This window comes from Pseudomonas sp. MDV22-iso1, from assembly GCF_058145095.1.
Map to the genome: position 1 here is coordinate 198316 of NZ_JBYVMF010000005.1, position 19554 is coordinate 217869.

At 60.2% G+C, this 19554-nt stretch carries 18 protein-coding genes; 2 read left to right on the forward strand and 16 right to left on the reverse strand.

The features are described from left to right. Positions 1 to 2: 2 nt before the first annotated feature. Positions 3 to 665, reverse strand: coding sequence for an HAD-IA family hydrolase (locus AC3ZVB_RS08770; protein ID WP_194693094.1), 663 nt, complete (start codon positions 663 to 665; stop codon positions 3 to 5). After that, positions 652 to 1614, reverse strand: coding sequence for a 23S rRNA pseudouridine(955/2504/2580) synthase RluC (gene rluC / locus AC3ZVB_RS08775; protein ID WP_162436435.1), 963 nt, complete (start codon positions 1612 to 1614; stop codon positions 652 to 654). The genes AC3ZVB_RS08770 and rluC overlap by 14 nt, the downstream gene beginning before the upstream one ends. Positions 1615 to 2313: 699 nt before the next feature. On the opposite strand from rluC, the gene rne reads away from it, so the two are divergent. Continuing rightward, positions 2314 to 5538: a ribonuclease E gene (gene rne, locus AC3ZVB_RS08780; RefSeq protein WP_490146315.1), complete on the forward strand. Its 3225-nt coding sequence runs from the start codon at positions 2314 to 2316 to the stop codon at positions 5536 to 5538. A gap of 96 nt (positions 5539 to 5634) precedes the next feature. Here the strand turns inward: rne and AC3ZVB_RS08785 are convergent, their stop codons facing one another. The 12 genes from AC3ZVB_RS08785 to AC3ZVB_RS08840 form a co-directional block, all read right to left on the reverse strand. Continuing rightward, a complete protein-coding gene (locus tag AC3ZVB_RS08785) occupies positions 5635 to 6225 on the reverse strand; it encodes a nucleotidyltransferase family protein (protein ID WP_490146316.1) in 591 nt (196 codons plus the stop codon). Beyond that, positions 6222 to 7205 carry an XdhC family protein gene (locus AC3ZVB_RS08790; protein ID WP_490146317.1) on the reverse strand — a complete coding sequence of 328 codons (984 nt, stop codon included), beginning with the start codon at positions 7203 to 7205 and terminating at the stop codon, positions 6222 to 6224. Before AC3ZVB_RS08790 ends, AC3ZVB_RS08785 begins: the two co-directional genes overlap by 4 nt. Continuing rightward, positions 7205 to 9535, reverse strand: a complete 2331-nt coding sequence (locus tag AC3ZVB_RS08795) for a xanthine dehydrogenase family protein molybdopterin-binding subunit (protein WP_490146318.1) — start codon at positions 9533 to 9535, stop codon at positions 7205 to 7207. The genes AC3ZVB_RS08790 and AC3ZVB_RS08795 overlap by 1 nt, the downstream gene beginning before the upstream one ends. Next, complete coding sequence (locus tag AC3ZVB_RS08800) at positions 9532 to 10002, reverse strand: (2Fe-2S)-binding protein (RefSeq protein WP_194693099.1); 471 nt, start codon at positions 10000 to 10002, stop codon at positions 9532 to 9534. The genes AC3ZVB_RS08795 and AC3ZVB_RS08800 overlap by 4 nt, the downstream gene beginning before the upstream one ends. 246 nt (positions 10003 to 10248) lie before the next feature. After that, positions 10249 to 11268 (reverse strand): UDP-N-acetylmuramate dehydrogenase, encoded by a 1020-nt coding sequence (gene murB / locus AC3ZVB_RS08805; RefSeq protein ID WP_490146319.1) that lies wholly within the window; start codon positions 11266 to 11268, stop codon positions 10249 to 10251. Further along, the gene (locus AC3ZVB_RS08810; RefSeq protein WP_490146320.1) at positions 11265 to 11729 is read right to left on the reverse strand and encodes a low molecular weight protein-tyrosine-phosphatase; all 465 of its coding nucleotides are present in this window, start codon (positions 11727 to 11729) and stop codon (positions 11265 to 11267) included. The genes murB and AC3ZVB_RS08810 overlap by 4 nt, the downstream gene beginning before the upstream one ends. After that, the gene (gene kdsB, locus AC3ZVB_RS08815; RefSeq protein ID WP_194693102.1) at positions 11729 to 12493 is read right to left on the reverse strand and encodes a 3-deoxy-manno-octulosonate cytidylyltransferase; all 765 of its coding nucleotides are present in this window, start codon (positions 12491 to 12493) and stop codon (positions 11729 to 11731) included. Before kdsB ends, AC3ZVB_RS08810 begins: the two co-directional genes overlap by 1 nt. Continuing rightward, positions 12490 to 12675, reverse strand: coding sequence for a Trm112 family protein (locus tag AC3ZVB_RS08820; protein WP_007945752.1), 186 nt, complete (start codon positions 12673 to 12675; stop codon positions 12490 to 12492). Before AC3ZVB_RS08820 ends, kdsB begins: the two co-directional genes overlap by 4 nt. A gap of 25 nt (positions 12676 to 12700) precedes the next feature. Further along, positions 12701 to 13711, reverse strand: coding sequence for a tetraacyldisaccharide 4'-kinase (gene lpxK / locus AC3ZVB_RS08825; RefSeq protein WP_490146321.1), 1011 nt, complete (start codon positions 13709 to 13711; stop codon positions 12701 to 12703). Beyond that, positions 13711 to 14142 carry an ExbD/TolR family protein gene (locus AC3ZVB_RS08830; RefSeq protein ID WP_162437998.1) on the reverse strand — a complete coding sequence of 144 codons (432 nt, stop codon included), beginning with the start codon at positions 14140 to 14142 and terminating at the stop codon, positions 13711 to 13713. The genes lpxK and AC3ZVB_RS08830 overlap by 1 nt, the downstream gene beginning before the upstream one ends. Continuing rightward, complete coding sequence (locus tag AC3ZVB_RS08835; RefSeq protein ID WP_162437997.1) at positions 14139 to 14774, reverse strand: MotA/TolQ/ExbB proton channel family protein; 636 nt, start codon at positions 14772 to 14774, stop codon at positions 14139 to 14141. Before AC3ZVB_RS08835 ends, AC3ZVB_RS08830 begins: the two co-directional genes overlap by 4 nt. Positions 14775 to 14872: 98 nt before the next feature. Further along, a complete protein-coding gene (locus tag AC3ZVB_RS08840) occupies positions 14873 to 17107 on the reverse strand; it encodes a DNA internalization-related competence protein ComEC/Rec2 (protein WP_490146322.1) in 2235 nt (744 codons plus the stop codon). Between the two features lie 135 nt (positions 17108 to 17242). Between AC3ZVB_RS08840 and AC3ZVB_RS08845 the strand changes: the two genes are divergently transcribed. Then, positions 17243 to 17758, forward strand: a complete 516-nt coding sequence (locus AC3ZVB_RS08845) for a DUF2062 domain-containing protein (RefSeq protein ID WP_162437995.1) — start codon at positions 17243 to 17245, stop codon at positions 17756 to 17758. Positions 17759 to 17815: 57 nt separating this feature from the next. Here AC3ZVB_RS08845 and AC3ZVB_RS08850 read toward each other — a convergent pair whose 3' ends face one another. Together AC3ZVB_RS08850 and AC3ZVB_RS08855 are read right to left on the reverse strand one after the other, a co-directional pair. Then, a complete protein-coding gene (locus tag AC3ZVB_RS08850) occupies positions 17816 to 18595 on the reverse strand; it encodes an ABC transporter permease (RefSeq protein WP_162437994.1) in 780 nt (259 codons plus the stop codon). Continuing rightward, positions 18592 to 19524, reverse strand: coding sequence for an ABC transporter ATP-binding protein (locus AC3ZVB_RS08855; RefSeq protein WP_162437993.1), 933 nt, complete (start codon positions 19522 to 19524; stop codon positions 18592 to 18594). The genes AC3ZVB_RS08850 and AC3ZVB_RS08855 overlap by 4 nt, the downstream gene beginning before the upstream one ends. Positions 19525 to 19554 lie beyond the last annotated feature (30 nt).

Sequence of the window (19554 nt, forward strand, 5' to 3'; positions counted from 1 at the left end):
TATTAAGCCTGCTGATTCAGCCAGGCATGCAATTGTGAAAAACGGTCAATCGCCAGTCTCGGCTCAAACACTTTCAGCGCTTCGATCGATTGAGCGCCATAGCTGACCGCCACCGAATCCATGCCGGCGTTACGCGCCATTTGCAGATCAAAGGACGAATCGCCGACCATCAGCGCTTGCTCTGGACGAACCTCGCAATGCGCGAGAATCTGTTCGAGCATCAGCGGATGGGGCTTGCTGGCGGTTTCGTCGGCCGCGCGAGTGATATCGAAATAATCCTCCCAACCGTGAGCCTTCAGCACCCGATCCAGCCCGCGACGGGCTTTTCCGGTGGCGACCGCGAGGCGATAGCCCTGGGCGCGAAACGCCTCCATCGACTCGACCACACCCTCGAACAACGGCGAAGGCACGGCCTCCGCCGCAATATAGTGATCCGCATAATGCTCGCGGAACGCAATCAGCTCGGCGTCAGTAATGTCGGGGTATAGGGTGCGAATCGCTTCAGGCAACCCGAGGCCGATGATGCCCTTGACGGCAAAATCATCGCGCAACTCGAACCGGGACCGCTCGGACGCCACATGCATCGCTTCGACAATCCGGCCAATGGAGTCAGCGAGAGTGCCATCCCAATCAAATATCAGCAGCTTGTAATCAGAGGGGTGCACTCAGGCGCTCCACGGTCTTGGCCCACATTTCATCCACCGGCGCCTGCAGCTTCAGCTCACCGCCATCTGGAAGCGGTACTGTCAACATGTAGGCGTGCAGGAAGAGTCGCTTGCCGCCCAGATCACGAATTTCCTTGCTGAAATCGTCATCGCCGTACTTGGTGTCGCCGGCGATGCAATGCCCGGCGTGCAAGGTGTGGACGCGGATCTGGTGAGTGCGGCCGGTGATTGGCTTGGCTTCGATCATGGTGGCAAAGTCGCCGAAACGACGCAGGACCTTGAACACGGTCACCGACTCCTTGCCCTCCTCCTCGTCGACCTCGACCATGCGCTCGCCGGAACGCAGATTGCTCTTGCCCAGCGACGCACGGACCTGCTTGATCGAGGCGGCCCAGTTACCGCGGACCAGCGCCATATAGCGCTTATCGACGCCATCACCGCGCAACGCCGTGTGCAAGTGACGCAGCATGCTGCGCTTCTTGGCGATCATCAGCAGTCCCGAGGTATCACGATCGAGCCGATGAACCAGCTCAAGCTCCTTGCAATCGGGACGCAACTGACGAAAGGCTTCGATCACGCCGTAATTCAGACCGCTGCCACCGTGAACGGCAATGCCGGCGGGCTTGTTGATCACGATCAGCGCCTTGTCCTCGAACACGATCGAGGCTTCGAGACGCTGGAGCAGGCCTTGTGCCAGCGGTACCGGTTCATCGCGCTCAGGCACGCGAACGGGCGGAACGCGCACGATGTCACCCGCCTGCAGCTTGTATTCGGGCTTGATCCGACCTTTGTTCACCCGCACTTCGCCCTTGCGCAAAATGCGATAAATCAAGGTCTTGGGCACGCCTTTGAGCCGAGCGAGAAGGAAGTTATCAATACGTTGGCCGGCATATTCCGGCGAGACCTCCAGCAGTTGTACGGCTGGGGTCGAAGGGGCAGTAGTCGTCATGCCGCGGATGATAACAATTTTTATGGAATTGAAGCACTTAATCATTACTGCTATAGTCGCGAACGCCGCCAAAAGCGGCCTGGACAGTGGACCAACGGTCAAAAACCGGCCCTGACCAACGCAATTCACCAGGACGCGAGGCCGTCCTACGGAGCTTTCGCTACGTAACGGTGGAGTTTGCAGGTGTAACGAGCGCAGGTGACATGAGGCCTGAATCAAGCCGCAAAGCCGAGTTTTCACTCCCCCTTGCGAGCCAATATTCATGGCCAGTTCACAAAGTGCAGTCAGCTGCGAATGACCCCGAGCGAACGCTTCGGAAACACCGCCTAAATTAGCCATGATGCGTGACCTCCCCTTTTGGAGCTCACGGTAAATGCCAACCCGCTGCGGATTCTGCGCGCGGCAGCACCCGAATTATCAGGGATACGTGTAGGGTGGAGATGCACAACCGCTGGACTGTGTAGCAATAGGCTTTATCAAGACGCTTCATCTCGTCCACAGCCACTGGTTGATTCCTCCTCCTGACTGAGTGCTTAAGTAGCCACAGCAAGCAGGACGCGTACGTCGCGACATCGGCCCAATTGGCCGGGTTCGCTAGACACTGGAGTGTCCAACCACTCCTGACGCACCTGACACCGACCGTGAGAAGTCGTGTGTGCCGAACGCCGTTTCCGGCAGCCCGGAAACCGACGGTACTACATGAAAAGAATGCTGATTAACGCAACTCAACCCGAAGAGTTGCGTGTTGCACTGGTAGATGGCCAACGCCTCTACGACCTGGACATCGAATCCGGTGCACGCGAGCAGAAGAAGGCCAACATCTATAAAGGCCGGATTACTCGCATCGAACCAAGCCTTGAGGCTGCCTTTGTCGATTTCGGCTCCGAGCGCCACGGCTTCCTGCCCCTTAAAGAAATCTCCCGCGAATACTTCAAGAAAGCCCCGGAAGGTCGCGTCAACATCAAGGACGTCCTGAGCGAAGGCCAGGAAGTCATCGTTCAGGTCGAAAAAGAAGAACGCGGCAACAAGGGCGCTGCCCTGACCACGTTCATCAGCCTGGCCGGTCGTTACCTGGTGCTGATGCCGAACAACCCGCGTGCCGGTGGTATCTCCCGCCGCATCGAAGGTGAAGAGCGCAACGAACTGCGTGAAGCCCTGAACGGCCTGGTTGCCCCGGCTGACATGGGACTGATCGTTCGCACTGCCGGCCTGGGCCGCAGCAGCGAAGAAATGCAGTGGGACCTCGATTACCTGCTGCAACTCTGGACCGCCATCAAAGAAGCCTCGCTGGATCGCTCCGCGCCTTTCCTGATCTATCAGGAAAGCAACGTGATCATCCGCGCCATCCGCGATTACCTGCGCCAGGACATCGGCGAAGTGCTGATCGACAGCGTTGAAGCCCAGGACGAAGCCCTGACCTTTATCCGCCAGGTGATGCCGCAGTACGCCAGCAAGATCAAGCTGTACGAAGATAGCGTTCCACTGTTCAACCGCTTCCAGATCGAAAGCCAGATCGAGACCGCTTTTCAGCGCGTCGTTGAACTGCCTTCCGGCGGCTCCATCGTTATCGATCCGACCGAAGCCCTGGTGTCCATCGACATCAACTCGGCGCGCGCCACCAAAGGCAGCGACATCGAAGAAACCGCCCTGCAGACCAACCTTGAAGCCGCTGAAGAAATCGCCCGTCAGTTGCGCCTGCGCGACATCGGCGGCCTGATCGTCATCGACTTCATCGACATGACCCCTGCCAAGAACCAGCGCGCCGTGGAAGAGAAAGTCCGCGAATGCCTGGAAGCCGACCGCGCTCGCGTGCAAGTCGGTCGCATCTCGCGCTTCGGCCTGCTGGAAATGTCCCGTCAGCGCCTGCGTCCGTCCCTGGGCGAAAGCAGCGGCATCGTCTGCCCGCGTTGCAACGGCACCGGCATCATCCGTGACGTTGAATCGCTATCCCTGGCGATCCTGCGCCTGATCGAAGAAGAAGCCCTGAAAGACCGTACCGCCGAAGTTCGTGCACAAGTGCCGATCCCGGTGGCTGCTTTCCTGCTTAACGAAAAACGCAACTCGATCACCAAGATCGAACTGCGCACCCGCGCCCGCATCGTCATCCTGCCGAACGATCACCTCGAAACGCCGCACTTCGAAGTTCAGCGTTTGCGCGATGACAGCCCGGAAGCCGCAGTAGGCCAGTCCAGCTATGAAATCGCCGCTGCCGCTGCCGAAGTCGAAGAAGTCCAGCCAGCCGCTGCGACCCGCACCCTGGTTCGCCAGGAAGCCGCGGTCAAGACTGCGCCGGCCCGCGCCAACGCTCCGGTCCCGACCGAAGTCGTCGCCGCACCGGTTGCTGCACCGGCCGCCGTGCCTGAGCCAAGTCTGTTCAAAGGCCTGGTGAAGTCGCTGGTCAGCCTGTTCGCCACCAAGGAAGAGCCTGCTGCACCGGTCGTGGTTGAAAAGCCAGCCACCACCGAGCGTCCAGCCCGCAACGAAGAACGTCGCAATGGTCGCCAGCAAAGCCGCAACCGTAACGGTCGCCGCGATGAAGAGCGCAAGCCTCGCGAAGAACGTGCACCGCGTGAAGAACGCGCACCACGTGAACCGCGCGAAGAGCGTCAACCACGCGAAGCCCGTGAAGAGACTCCAGCCGTAGCCCGTGAAGAACGTGCTCCACGCGCGCCTCGTGAAGAACGTGCACCGCGCGCTCCTCGTGAAGACCGCAAGCCACGTGGTGATCGCGAAGAGCGTCCGGTTCGTGAACTGCGCGAGCCGCTGGATGCCGCACCTGTTGCTGCAGCCGCCGCCGCAGTGGCTGCCACCGCTGAAGAGCGTCCAGCCCGTCAGCCACGCGAAGAGCGTGCTCCACGCCCACCGCGTGAAGAACGCCAGCCGCGTGCCGAGCAAGCGGTTGCTGCGGTCGCTGAAGAAGAGCTGCTGTCCAACGAAGAGCAATTGCAGGAAGACGGTCAGGAAGGCGCCGAAGGTGATCGTCCTCGCCGCCGCTCCCGTGGTCAGCGTCGTCGCAGCAATCGTCGTGAGCGTCAACGCGATGCCAACGGCAATGTGATCGAAGGTTCGGAAGAATCCGAGTCCGCCGAAGGTAACGAGGGTGCCGAAGGCCGCGAAGCGCCAAGCACTGACGAACTGGCCGCAGGCCTGGCTGTTACTGCAGCCGTTGCCAGCACCGTGATCAGCGCTCCAGCTGAAGCACAAGCCAACGAGCAGGCCGAACGCGCTACCACCGCTACGCTGGAAACTGCTCCAGTGGAAGCGCCAGTGGTTGAAGCGACTACTCCGGTAGAAGCAACTTCCGCTCCGGAAATCGAAGTGGCTCCAGTGGTTGAAGCACAGCCTCAGGTCGAAGCGTTCGCTGATCCTGTCGTCGTCGCCCAGACACCGGCAGTGGTTGCAGAGCCAGTCGTCGAAACCGTCACTGAGACAGTGACCGAATCGGTGCGTGAAGCTCGCGAAGAACAAACCGCGTTCAACTGGGTTGCCGAACCAGTCGCTGCTGAAGCGCCTGCACCTGTGGCAGAAATCGTGGTTTCCGAGCCAGTAGTCGCTGCAGCGGAGCCTGCACCGGTCGTTGAAGCGCCAGTGGTTGCCGAAGTGGCCGCACCGGTGGTCGAGGCGGCTCCTGTCAGCGCCTTGACCGAAAATGGTCGCGCACCAAACGACCCGCGTGAAGTGCGTCGTCGCAAGCGTGAAGCCGAGCGTCTGCAGAAGGAAGCCGAGTTGGCTGCCGCTGCTGCCCCGGCTGCGGTAGAGGAAACTCCGGTTGTTGCTGAAGTCACCGAGGCGGCTGCCCCGGTTGCTGAAGTTGCCGCTGAACCAGCTGACACCGCATTCAACGAAGCTCCGCGCTCCGTTCAACAAGCGGTAGAGCAACACGAGGCCCTGGAAAAAGAGCACGAGCCTAAACCACTCGTCTGATTCCATCAGCCACTAAAAAGCCCCGCCTGGTTATCCAGTGCGGGGCTTTTTTATGGCATTTGATACATCGCGTGATCCATTGGATACGCGCTACACCTACTTGAAGAACAACGCCTCAGGCACATCCACATCCCACAGCACCCCGGGATCCTCCACCGACACTTCAACTACTCGCGCCTGGGAAAACAGCGGCTTGGCACCACGATCACCTGCCAATGCCAACAATCCTGGACCGAAGGAGCCCGCAAAACCTACCGGGTGGCCATATTCACCGTCCTGCACCGGCACGCTGATAGCGTCATCAGCCATACCCGCCAGTACCCGCTCAATGCTCGATGGGAGGATAAACGGCATATCCCCCAACACAATCAACCACCCGCCTTGCTGCGGACACGCCGCGACCCCCGCCGCGATGCTATCCCCCATCCCGGTCGATTCGATCAGCACAATTTCAAACCCATACGCCTGGGCCATGCGAATGACCTGTGGGCGATCCGCGGTGGTCACCAGCACGCGCTTCTCCAGTGATTCAGGCACATTCAGCAGCACATGCTCAATCACTGAACGAACGGCGCCGTCGCGCCCGGTACAGTCCGCCAGCAACTTGTCGGAGCCGGCACCTGCCAACTGTTGAAACCGACTGCCCTGCCCTGCCGCCAGCACGACAACGCCGATGGGTTCACTCATACATCCTCCGCCAGCAACTTCTTCTGCTTGAGCTCGACACCGTTCTTGATCGCGACAATCTCGGCCATCAGCGACAAAGCGATTTCCGCGGGCGAGTGACTGCCGATGTGCAGACCGATCGGACCATGCAGCCGCGCGATGGCCTCTGATGACAAGCCTAGCTGAGCCAGATTGTCACGGCGCTTCAGGCTGTTGATCCGGGAACCCAGCGCCCCCACATAAAACGCTTTCGAGTCGAGGGCCGTGAGCAGCGCCATGTCGTCCAGACGAGGATCGTGGGTCAGCGCAACAATGGCCGTGCGTTCATCCGTCTGGATGTTCAACACGGCCTCGTCCGGCATCCCCGAGACAAACCGCCCGTGCTGCTCCTCCCAACCGTAGACAAATTCGCTGCGCGGATCGCAGATCAGCACTTCGAAATCCAGCAACCGCGCCATTTCAGCGACATACCGGGACAGTTGGCCGGCCCCGATCATCAACAAACGCCAGCGCGGACCGTAAATGGCCCGCAGCGTCGTCCCATCGAATGTCAGAACGTCCGTTTTGTCAGCTGCCTCCAGAACGACTTCCCCGGTGTCGACACTGAGCGTGCGCGCCACAATCTCATGGGCTTCACAGCGTGCCAGCAGCTGCGCCACCCATGTCGGATCACCAACATGCTCCTGCGTCAGACGCAGGGTGCCGCCACAGGGCAAACCAAAGCGCGCCGCCTCCTCGCGGGTGACGCCGTAGGTGATCAACTGCACTGGCGGCCCCTCTGCCGGGATGCGGCCGTCGTGCAAGCGGGCAATCAGGTCATCTTCAACACAACCTCCGGACACCGACCCCATCACCACGCCGTCTTCACGCAAGGCCAGCATGGCGCCCGGCGACCTGGGTGCTGTGCCCCAGGTCTGGACCACGCTGAACAACACCACCCGCTGACCGGCGCGACGCCATTCGAGCACGCTGCGCAACACGTTCAGGTCGACGCTGTCCATCAGGCTTCAGCCTTCTGCCAGCCTTGCAGCTGATAACGCACGGGAAGGTTGCGAATACGCTTGCCGGTAGCCGCAAAGATCGCATTGCACAGTGCCGGCGCAATCGGCGGCACGCCAGGTTCGCCAACACCACCAAGCGGCACGTCACCCGGAGGCGTGACCAGATGCACGGCGACTTCTTTCGGTGCCAGGGACATGCGCGCCACTTCATACATGTGGAAGTTGTCTTGCTGGACTTTGCCGTCCTTGAAGCTGATTTCACCCAGAACCGCGTTACCCAAGCCCATCACGCAGGCGCCTTCGAACTGCGACCGGATACGTTCCGGGTTGATCTGCGGACCGCAATCCACCGCAATGTCGGCCTTGTGCACGATCAGCGTCCCATCGTCTTTGACTTCGACTTCGATCACCGCCGCCACATAGGTCACGAAACTGTAGTGCACCGCCAAACCCAGCCCTCGGCCCTTCGGCATTTCACGGCCCCAGCCGGCAGCCTTGGCGGCGGTCTCCAGAACGGTGCGCATCCTTGCGGTATCGATTGGATAACGCTCGGGGGATTCGCCGTAGTTCCACTCTTCACTCAAGGTGCGTGGATCGATCTGCCGATCCGGGCCAAGCAGTTTTATCTGGTACTTGAGCGGGTCCTGACCGGCCTTGTGCGCCAGTTCATCGACAAAACTCTGAATGGCAAAGCCGTGAGGAATGTTCGAGACCGAGCGATACCAACCCACCCGCGTATGGACCATCGCTTCCGGGTTTTCCAGACGAACGTTAGGAATCGCGTACGCCATGTTGGTAAAGCCCATGCCCAACTCGAACGCCGCTTCGTGGTTCATGCCTGGCGCAAACAGCGCGGTGATGCTGGGGGCGACGGTGCGGTGCAACCAGCCGGACGGCAGACCGTCAGCATTCAGGCTGGCCTTCAGGTACTCAGCCGACACGGTGTGGAAATAGGAGCAATGGATGTCGTCTTCACGGGTCCATTGCACGCGCACCGCCTTGCCGGGGAATTCCTTGGCGAGGATGGCAGCTTCGATGACGAAATCCGGTTTGGACTTACGACCAAAACCACCGCCCAGCAGGGTGACGTTGACCGTCACATTATCGAACGGTATGCCGAGGCGTTCGCCAATGCGCTCCCGAGTGACCTGGGGCGCCTGGCTTGGCGCCCAGGCTTGGCAAACACCGTCCTTGAATCGGGCGATGGCAACCATTGGCTCCATGGGCGATTGCGCCAGGTGCGGCAGATAGTAGGACGCCTCCAAGGTGCTGTCGGCCTTGCCCATGGCTTCATCGATGCTGCCCGTGTTGCGCACGACTTTACCGGGCTTGAGCGACGCGGCTTCCAGTTCCTTGCGGTAAGCGATCGAGTCGTAACTGGCATTCGGGCCATCGTCCCACTCGATCTCCAGCGCCTCGCGCCCCTTGATCGCCGCCCAGGTATTGCTGGCCACGACTGCCACACCCCCCAACGGCTGAAACTCCGAGGGCAGCGGACGGCCTTCGATCTGGATGACCTTGATCACCCCGGGGACTTTCATCGCCGCGATGGAGTTGACGGATTTGACCTTGCCGCCATACACCGCTGGCCGTGCAATCGTCGCGTAGAGCATGCCGTCGAAGTGCACATCGGCACCGTAGATGGCGCGACCATTGACGATGTCGGCACCGTCGATCGCCTTTACGCCTTCCTTGCCGATGTAACGAAACTCCGAAGGTTGCTTGAGCCTCAGGCTGTCCCGAGCGGGCACCGCCAATGCACTGGCAGCGACCGCCAGGGCGCCGTAACCCAGCTCCCGGCCGGTCGGTTTGTGAATGACTTTGTGCAACTGCGCACGGCATTCGCCAACCGGAACCTTCCACTGCTCGGCAGCGGCCTGTTCCAGCATGGTTCGAGCGGCGGCACCACAACGGCGCATGGGCTCGTACCAGTGACGCATGCTGCGTGAACCGTCAGTGTCCTGGTTACCGAAACGGACTTCGTCTCCCGGCGCCTGCTGGACCTTGACCATCGCCCAGTCGGCATCCAGCTCGTCAGCCACCACCATGCTCAAACTGGTGCGCACGCCCTGGCCCATTTCTGAACGGTTGCACACCACGGTCACGGTGCCATCAGCCGCGATGCTGACGTACACCTTGGGGTCGTCGATCCAGCCGTTGGGCATGCCGTCGGCGCCAAACAGCTTCACTTTTTCGTCTGCTAAGGCGTCCTGCCAGCCCCAGCTAGCCGCCAGTACCAGCGCGCTGGTGACACCGACACCTTTGAGGAAGCCGCGACGGCTGAGGTTGCTGAGATTACTCAGCGCGAAATCATTTGGAAGCTGGCTCATGCCTTGGCCTCCTTCAAGTGCGTGGAGGCCTGGCGGATAGCCGTCTTGATGCGGTTGTAAGTGCCGCAGCGGCAAATATTGCCCACCATCGCCTCTTCGATCTGTTCCTCGCTGGGGTCTGGATGGACCTTGAGCAGCGCTGTTGCCGACATGATCTGTCCACCTTGGCAGAAACCGCACTGAGCCACGGCGGTATCCAGCCAGGCTTGCTGAACGACTTGCCCGACCGGATCAGCGTGAAGGTTATCGATAGTGCTGACGTTCTGGCCGATCACAGACCCGATTGGCGTGATGCAGCTGCGCGCCGGGGCGCCATCGATATGAATGGTGCAGGCGCCACACAAGCCCATGCCGCAGCCGAATTTGGTGCCGTTGTATCCGGCCACGTCACGAATGGCCCAGAGCAGCGGCATATCCTCGGTGACGTCGAGTGGTAGGTCTTGGCCATTAAGCTTCAGGGTAATCATGGGCACGCCCGCATTGTTGCTTCGGTTATGGGGTCGAGCAATCTGCCGCCGGGGGGATGGCGGTGGGTTCACGCAGATTGACTCAGGCTAATGTGGCTCTCTTACGCAGATAACAGCGTCTGCATCGGGCCTTTGGTGGTGCAAATACTTGCATCGTTAGCTGGCTAAGTTAACCCAGTATTAACAAAAAAGCCCTGCACATTGATCAGTGTGCAGGGCTTTGGTATGGGTCTTGAAAGCGTAGCCTCAATACCGATTGGGCTCCATTTCCAGCTCGACATGGAATCGTTCCAATATGTCTTTCTGGATGCGTTGCGCCAGGGCCAGCAACTGCAGGCCGGTGGCATCGCCGTAGTTGACCAGCACCAGCGCCTGCAACTTATGCACGCCGGCATCGGCCTCGCGAAACCCTTTCCACCCTGCTCGCTCGATCAACCAGCCCGCAGCGAGTTTCATTTGCCCGTCCGGTTGCGCGTAGGCCACCAGGTCCGGGTACTCGCCTTTGAGTCGGGTAACCAGCGACGCCGGCACCAGCGGGTTTTTGAAGAAACTGCCCGCATTGCCGAGCACCGCAGGGTCCGGAAGTTTTTCGCTGCGGATGCTGCAGATCGCCTGACTGACATCGGTGGCGGTCGGGTGGTCGATGCCTTGTTCGGTCAAGCGTTGACGCACCGGCCCGTATTCCAGGTGCAGGTGTTCGGTACGGTTCAGTGTGAAACGCACTCGCAGGATCAGCCAACGACCCGGTTCCTGTTTGAACACGCTGTCGCGGTAAGCGAAATTGCATTCAGTCAAGCTGAAGTCTCGCAATTCGCCGGTCTGTCGATCAAGTGCCGTGAGCCCGGCAAACACATCCTTGATCTCCACACCGTAGGCGCCGATGTTCTGCATCGGTGCCGCGCCCACCGTGCCCGGAATCAGGCTGAGGTTTTCCAGTCCCGACAGACCTTGAGCCAGGGTGGACTGCACAAAGGGATGCCAAGGCTCGCCAGCCTCGGCTTCAATCACGACCTGACGGCCGTCATCACTCAGCACACGAATCCCGCGAGTGGCCATGCGCAGTACCAGTGACTGGATATCCGCCGTCAGCAGCAAGTTGCTGCCTCCGCCGATCACCAGTAACGGCACGTCATGCGCGGCGGCATACGCCAGGGCTTCGCGCACGTCGGCATCGCTGTGGGCTTCGGCAAACAAGCGGGCCTGAACATCCACACCAAAACTGTTGAACGGCTTGAGCGACACCTGGGGCCGTATTTGCAAACTCATAACCGCCCCTTCAATTCGATCACCAGCAAATCACTGGCGCGCTCGATCAGGTCCAGCACCTGCTCGAACCCTTGGTCACCGTCGTAGTACGGGTCTGGCACTTCATCGATTTCGCTCTGGTAGCGACGCAGGAACAGGTCCAGTTCGGCCTTGCCCTTGGCGGGTTGCAGCGCCTTGAGGTTGCGCAGGTTGCTGTTGTCCATCGCCAGAATCAGGTCGTACATGGCGAAATCAGCGCGGCTCACCTGCTGGGCACGCTGGGCCGACAGGTCGTAACCACGCAGCTTGGCCGCCGCTTGGCTGCGCTTGTCCGGCGCCTTGCCGACATGCCAGTCGCCGGTACCGGCGGACGCAACTTCCACCTGACCGGCCAACCCGGCCTCACGCAATTTATGCCGTAGCACGCCTTCCGCGGTGGGCGAGCGGCAGATATTTCCCAGACAGACGAACAAAACCCGCATCAAGCCTCCAGCAGGCGACGAACGCGTTCAAGGTCTTCTGCGGTATCCACGCCGGTCGGCGGGGCGATCAACGCGTCGGCCACATGAATCCGCACGCCGTGCCACAGGGCACGCAGCTGCTCAAGGGATTCGGTGTTTTCCAGCCAGCACGGGCCCCAGCTGACGAAGTCATGCAGGAAACCGGCGCGGTAAGCATAAATACCAATGTGCCGGCGATACGGTACGCCTTCCGGCAACTGCTCACGACTCTTGGCGAAAGCATCCCGTGCCCACGGCAACGTCGCACGGCTGAAGGTCAACGCCAGGCCATTGATATCACTGACGACCTTGACGACATTGGGATTGAACAGTGTTTCAACGTCTTCGATCGGCTCGGCCAGGGTGGCCATGCGCGCCTCGGTATGCGCGGCGAGGTTGGCGGCAACCTGATCGATCACACTCGGAGGGATCAGCGGCTCGTCACCTTGCACGTTGACCACAATAGCGTCCGGGGCCAGACCCAGTTTCGTGGCAACTTCCGCCAGGCGGTCAGTGCCCGAGTTATGGTCTTCACGGGTCAGCACCACTTGCGCGCCAAAACCCTTGCAGGCCTCGACGATGCGCGGGTCGTCAGTGGCAACCACCACACGCTCGGCGCTGCTTTTGCTGGCCTGTTCCCAGACATGCTGGATCATCGGTTTGCCGGCGATCAACAGCAGGGGCTTGCCGGGTAAACGGGTCGAAGCGAAACGCGATGGAATGACAACGGTAAAGGCTGTGGTCATTTATCCAGACGCTCATCAGTGGTCAGGGTGCGGGCTTCGGTTTCGAGCATGACCGGAATGCCGTCACGAATCGGGTACGCGAGACCCGCGCCCTTGCTGATCAGCTCGGTTTTGTCGGCGCTGAGCTTGAGCGGGCCTTTGCAGACCGGGCAAGCGAGGATGTCGAGCAATTTGGTGTCCATGAGCATTCCCTGGATAAGAACGGAGTTAAGGCAAAAGACGAGCCGGCAACAGGCGCATCAGCTGTGTATCGAACCAGGCCACGAAGGCCGGCGATGGCACAGCATCGACCGCCAGGTACCACCAATCGGCGGCGGCGAAGGCACGGCACTTCACCGCGTCCTTTTCAGTCATCACCAATGGCAATGACGGTGTGAAATTCAAGGCCTGCGCGCTGTATTCGGCGTGGTCGGCAAAAGCATGGGGGACTGCTCGCCAGTGTAGCGTTTCGAGCGTCGTGAAGAAACGCTGCGGGTTGCCGATCCCGGCCACGGCATGCAGGGCCTGACCGGCAGGAAAGTGGTCGAGGGGCTGCCTTTGGCCACTGTGCAGATTGACCAGGGCCGTGGGTTGCAACTGAAAGGCGAAACCGTCCTCACGATCGTCTGCCGCGCCGTTGTAGAGCAGCGCGTCGACACTTTCCAGACGCTCGACCGGTTCGCGCAATGGCCCGGCGGGCAGGCAACGCTGGTTACCCAGGCCACGAGCAGCGTCGATAAGCACCAGCTCGAGGTCTCGGGCCAGTCGATAATGTTGCATGCCGTCGTCAGACAGAATCAGGTCCAGCGGCTCACTCGCCAGCAACGCTTTGACGGCACGACTGCGGTCCGGGTCGATCATCAAGGGCACACCCGTGCGCTGGACGATCAACAATGGTTCGTCACCCGCCATTTCCGCGCTTTGATCCGCCTCGACGCGCCAGGGCAATTGCGCAGGTTTTGCACCATAGCCGCGACTGACCACGCCCACTCGCAGCCCGCTACGCTTGCAGTGCTCGATCATCCACAGAATCAGCGGCGTCTTGCCGGTGCCGCCGACAGTGATGTTACCGACCACGATCAGTGGCACGGGCGGTTGATAGATCTCGCCCTCGCCTGCCAGAAAGCGCTTGCGCTTGTTCGTGACGACCCGCCGATACAGCCACTCCAGCGGCTGAAGCAACTTCAGGGCCGGGTGACCTTCATACCAGGCCGCAATCAAGCGATCGGACAGAGCCATCAGGGCGCGGGCGCCGACGCTTCGACAGTGGTCATGCGCAGGTGACTGAAGCCCAGCTTGCCTGCGGCGTCCATGGCGGTGATGACGGACTGATGCTGTGTCTTGCCGTCAGCGCTGATAGACAGCGGCAGATTGGTATCACCGTTGGACTCTTTTTTCAGCGCGTCCATCAGGGTTGCCAGATCGTTCTTGGGCAATATCTGATTGTTGACCGAAAACACGCCTTCGGCGCTGATGGCAACGTCCAGCTGCTTGGCCTGCTGATCTTCGGCAGGCGAACCACTGACCGCCTCGGGCAACTCGACGCGCAATTGGGTTTCACGGGTAAACGTGGTCGTGACCACGAAAAACAGCAGCAGGATAAACACCACGTCGATCAACGATGCGAGGTTGATGTCCACGTTTTCCCGTTGCTTGCGGCGGAATTTCACGCTTTGCCCTCAGCCAGGTCCACGTCACGATCACCCTGTACCACTTCAACCAGTTTGATTGCTTCCTGCTCCATGCCCACCACCAGTTCATCGATCCGCCGCTGGAGGAAGCGGTGGAAGAAGACCGAAGGAATACCGACCATCAGGCCCGCCGCCGTGGTAATCAGCGCCTTGGAGATACCACCGGCCAGCACGGAAGCGTTGGTGGTCATGCCCGTGCCCATGAATGCACTGAAAATATCGATCATGCCCAGGACCGTCCCCAGCAACCCCAGCAACGGGGCCATGGCCGCGATGGTGCCCAACGCATTGATGTAACGTTCGAGCTCATGGATGACTCGGGCGGCCGCCTCTTCGATGCACTCTTTCATGATCTCGCGACCATGTTTGGAGTTCGCCAGGCCGGCGGCCAGGATCTCGCCCAACGGAGAGTTGGCGCGCAGTTCCTTGAGTTTGTCTTTATTGAGTTGCTTGTCCTTGATCCAGACCCAGACCTGCCCGAGCAAGTGCTCCGGGGTCACACGGCTGGCTCGCAGGGTCCAGAGACGCTCGGCGACAATCGCCATCGCCGCGATGGAACTCAGAATGATCGGCAGCATCATCCAGCCACCGGATTTGACCAATTCCCACACAGTGTCAGTCCCCTCGAAAAAGTGCGCCACTCTAACATAGGGGGTGCGCGCACCGAAGACCGTGATGTCGCATCCGGTCGGGCGTCAATCACACACCGTTACTTCGGAAGCGGCGGCGGATCACGCCAGAATCGCCGTTCCTGACGCATCGTCACGGGTGGCTTGAAACGGCCCAGTTGCAGATGAACGGCACCTTGATCAGCGCTGTCGTAAATGTTCAGGCCACTTTTTCGATAGCGTGCCATGACCGTTGGATGGGGATGACCGAAGGAATTGCCGTTACCCCGGGAAATCAGCACCGACTTGGGTTGCAACCGGTTCAGCAGGGCCATCGAAGACGACGTGCGACTGCCGTGATGAGGTGACTGCAACCAATCGGTGCTGACCGCCAGCGGGCTGTCGAGCAGTGCTCTTTCGGCGGCGCCTTCTATGTCACCGGTTAGCAGCAAACGCTCGCCCCCGGCCTCGATTTGCAGCACACAGGACCTTGAGTTGCTGTCATGGGCCGATGCCCACTGCCAGAGTTGAAAGTTCACGCCATCCCAATTCCATTGCCGCCCACTTTCGCAGTCTTCAGCGCTCAGCCCATCCACAAGAGGCAAAGGCTCGCCACCGACGATCTGCCTGACGGGCAAGCCACGGGCAACCGCCCGCGCACCGCCAGCGTGATCGGCGTGAGCGTGGCTGATCAACATCAGGTCGATCGCGTTGACGCCCAGTTTGCGCAACGTCGGCAGCACTACCCGCTCGCCCAGATCGGAATCACCGGATCGTGGTCCGGCGTCATACAACAAGGTGTGATGGCGCGTGCGCACAAGGATCGCCAGTCCCTGGCCGACATCCAGTTGCCAGACGTCTGCTACGCCTTCCGGTATTTCCGGACGGGGAGGAAAGATGAGCAACAAAAACAGCGGCCAACCCGCCAGACGCAGCGGCACGCCACGTGGCATCAGCAGCAGCAAGGCCCCCAGAGTGCCCAATGCCCACGTCCACAACGGGATCGCAACCGGGACCCAGGCCGGCAACTGCCCGGCGATCAGCGCCAGGCCTTTGAATAGCCAGTCGATCAGACCTCCAGCCAGCCACAACAAACCCTCGCCCACATAGGGAATGGGCAATAAGAGCGTACCGAGCAACGCGGGCGGCAGTACCAACAGACTGATCCAGGGCACCGCCAGCAGATTCGTCAGCGGACCGCTGATACTGATCGGCAGGCCTAGAATCAGTAGAAACGGGCACAAGCCGATCGCGATCAGCCATTGGGCGCGCGTCCAGGTTTGCCACCAGCTCCACGGGCCCAACCGACCACCGAAGGTAAAAATCAGGACGCCAACAGCAGCAAAGGACAGCCAGAAACCCGGCTGCAGGCTCGCCAGCGGATCCATCAGCAACACACCGTTGAGTGCCAGCAACAGCGGCCACCAGGCGCCGAGGTGGCGAAAGCGCAGGCGCCACAACAGCACCAGGCCGATCATCACACACGCTCGCCGCACCGGCACATCGAACCCGGCGAGCAGGCCATAACCCACCGCAGCACCGAACGCGAGGCCGCACGCCCATGGCAGCCAGGGCAAACGACCCGGCCATGCGCCAAAGCGAGCCAACCCGGCGATCAGCAGGTACACGACGCCCGCCAACAGACCAATGTGCTGCCCGGATATGACCAGCAAATGCACGGTTCCGGTGTCTTGCAGCACTTGCCAATCTTCGCGGCTCAGCCCGGCACCGTCCCCCAGGACCAGTGCGGCCAACGCCCCGGATCGTCCTTGGGCGTCGACATTCTGCAGGCGTTGGCGAATGCCGTCGCGCCAGGCTCCGCGAGCCTCTGCGAGCCTTTCACCCTCCTTGACCGTGCCCGTTGCACCGATGCCCCTAGCCAGCAGCCAGGCGTCATAATCGAAGGCATGCGGGTTGAGCAATCCGGCAGGACGCTTCAATTTGACTGCCAATCGCCAGCGTTCACCGCTGTTGACTGGCGGCCCGTCGTACCAGGCCAAACGCATCAGCTTTGGCAGTTTCGAACGTCGTGAATGGCTGTCCGTCAGCTCAAAGCGCACCACGCCCTCGGCGTTTTGGGGCAACCCTGTCACTCGCCCCTCTACCCAACGCGTCTCGCCGTCGAGTCGGGGTGCCAAGCGATCATTCAGCGCCCATTGCGCATTCGCCCCCGCCCAACTCAGGCCGAACAGAAAGAATGCCAATGGATAGGCCCGAAAGGGCAACACCATCAAACCGGCCACAGGCAACAACATCCACAACCAGACCGGCGGTAAAGCCGGTAAAAAACGCAGGGTCAGCAGACCCAACGCCAGCGCTAACATCCCTGTGCGCATAAGCCCGTCCTTGAGAGTTCCCCCCTAGGCTTAGCTGGCCGACCGCACAGTCATCGTTATTAATTGTCACAAAGTCTGAATGGGCGGTTTATAGAATCCAGACATACTTGCCGCCTTAACCGACCGAGAAGCCCTATGCCCCGGCGCTTATTCAAACGTTACATGCCAGACCCGACGAGCATCAGGGAACACAAGTCCTTACGCTTTCTTGGCACCCTGCTGCATGACCCGAACCTTTGGCACCTCAACCGCCACTCGGTCGCCCGGGCGATGGCGGTCGGGCTGTTTGCGGCATTCCTGCCGATTCCGTTGCAGATGCTGGTTGCCGCGGCCCTCGCCATTATGGTGCGCGGCAACATTCCAATCGCCGTCAGCCTGGTCTGGTTGACCAACCCGATCACCATGCCGGTGGTATTTTTCTGCACCTACCAGACAGGCGCCTGGCTCATGGACATCCCTGCCCGTCATTTGCCCGACGAGTTGACCTGGGAATGGATCAGCGGCGAGCTTTCGACGATGTGGCAGCCCTTCTTGCTGGGTTCGGTAGTGACGGGACTGGCGCTCGGCGCGCTGGCCTACTGCCTGACCATGACGTATTGGCGCTGGTGGGTCAGTCGGCAGTGGAAGCGGCGCAAGAAGAAACGGATGTAAGAATGCACAACGGCCTCCACTTGGGAGGCCGTTTGTTTTTGCGGTGCCGGACTGAGGTTAAGTACGCATCCCGCGCCCACTCACCAGCAATCGCGCACAACCGATATACAACACAACCGTCGCCACCAGCATGAACGTGATCGCGACACTGATCTTGATATCCGAAACGCCAAGGATGCCGTAGCGGAACGCGTTGACCATGTGCAACACCGGATTCGCCAGGGACACGGTCTGCCAGAACGGAGGCAGCAACGAGATCGAGTAGAACACCCCACCCAGGTACGTCAGCGGCGTCAGCACAAACGTCGGGATGATCGAGATGTCATCGAAGTTACGTGCAAACACTGCGTTGATGAAGCCCAGCAGCGAAAAAATCGTCGCCGTCAGCACCACCACCAGAACGGTCACACCCAGGTGATGCACCTGCAGCTTGGTGAAAAACAGCGACAGCATCGTCACGATCACCCCGACCATCAAGCCGCGCAACACGCCGCCCAAGGTGTAGCCGATCAGAATCGTGTGCGGCGACACCGGCGACACCATCAACTCTTCGATGGAACGCTGGAACTTACTGCCGAAGAAACTCGACACCACGTTGCCATAGGAGTTGGTGATCACCGACATCATGATCAGGCCCGGCACGATGTATTCCATGTAGGTGAAGCCACCCATATCACCGATCTGCCGACCGATCAGATTGCCGAAGATCACGAAGTACAGAACCATGGTGATCGCTGGCGGTAGCAATGTTTGCGGCCAGATCCGGGTAAAGCGTCTGACCTCGCGATAAACGATGGTATTGAGGGCGACGAGGTTGGGTTGCAGCTCGGAACTCATACCGCCACCTTCGACAGATTTTTCTCCACCAGGGACACGAACAACTCCTCGAGGCGATTGGTTTTGTTACGCAGGCTCAGCACTTCGATATTTTGCTGAGCAAGTTGAGTGAACAGCGCAGTGATGCCCATCGCCTTGTCGACCTGGACCTCCAGCGTGTGGCTGTCCAGCAGCTTGGTCGGATAACCGAGCAACTGCGGCGCCACGTTCAGCGTGTTCTTCAGATCGAGCAGGAACGTCTCCACATGCAGCTGACCGAGCAGCTGTTTCATGCTGGTGTTCTCGACGATGGTGCCGTGATCGATGATCCCGATATTGCGGCACAACTGCTCAGCCTCTTCCAGATAATGCGTGGTGAGAATGATGGTGATGCCTTTCTGGTTCAGCTCGGTCAGGAAGGTCCACATCGAACGACGCAATTCGATATCCACCCCTGCCGTCGGTTCGTCGAGGATCAGCAGGCGCGGCTCATGAACCAGCGCACGGGCGATCATCAGTCGACGCTTCATGCCGCCGGACAACGAGCGCGATGGCACGTCACGCTTGTCCCACAACCCGAGCTGGGTCAGGTATTGCTCAGCACGTTCCTTGGCGATCTTCGGCGGGATGCCGTAGTAACCGGCCTGGGTGACGACGATGTCGAACGTCTTCTCGAACTGGTTGAAGTTGAATTCCTGGGGCACCACGCCGATGGAGCGTTTGAGTTGCGCAGGATTCTTGTCCAGGTCGTGACCGAAGATATTCACCGTGCCGCTGGTCTTGTTCACCAGGGTGGAAAGAATGCCGATGGTCGTGGATTTGCCAGCGCCGTTAGGGCCAAGCAAGGCGAAAAAGTCACCTTCAGCGACGTCCAGATCGATACCACTCAGGGCCTGGAAACCGTTGCCGTAGGTTTTGGTTAGCTGCCGGATGGACAGAGCGGAACTCATATCGGATTACGCACCAAGAAGGAAAGGAAG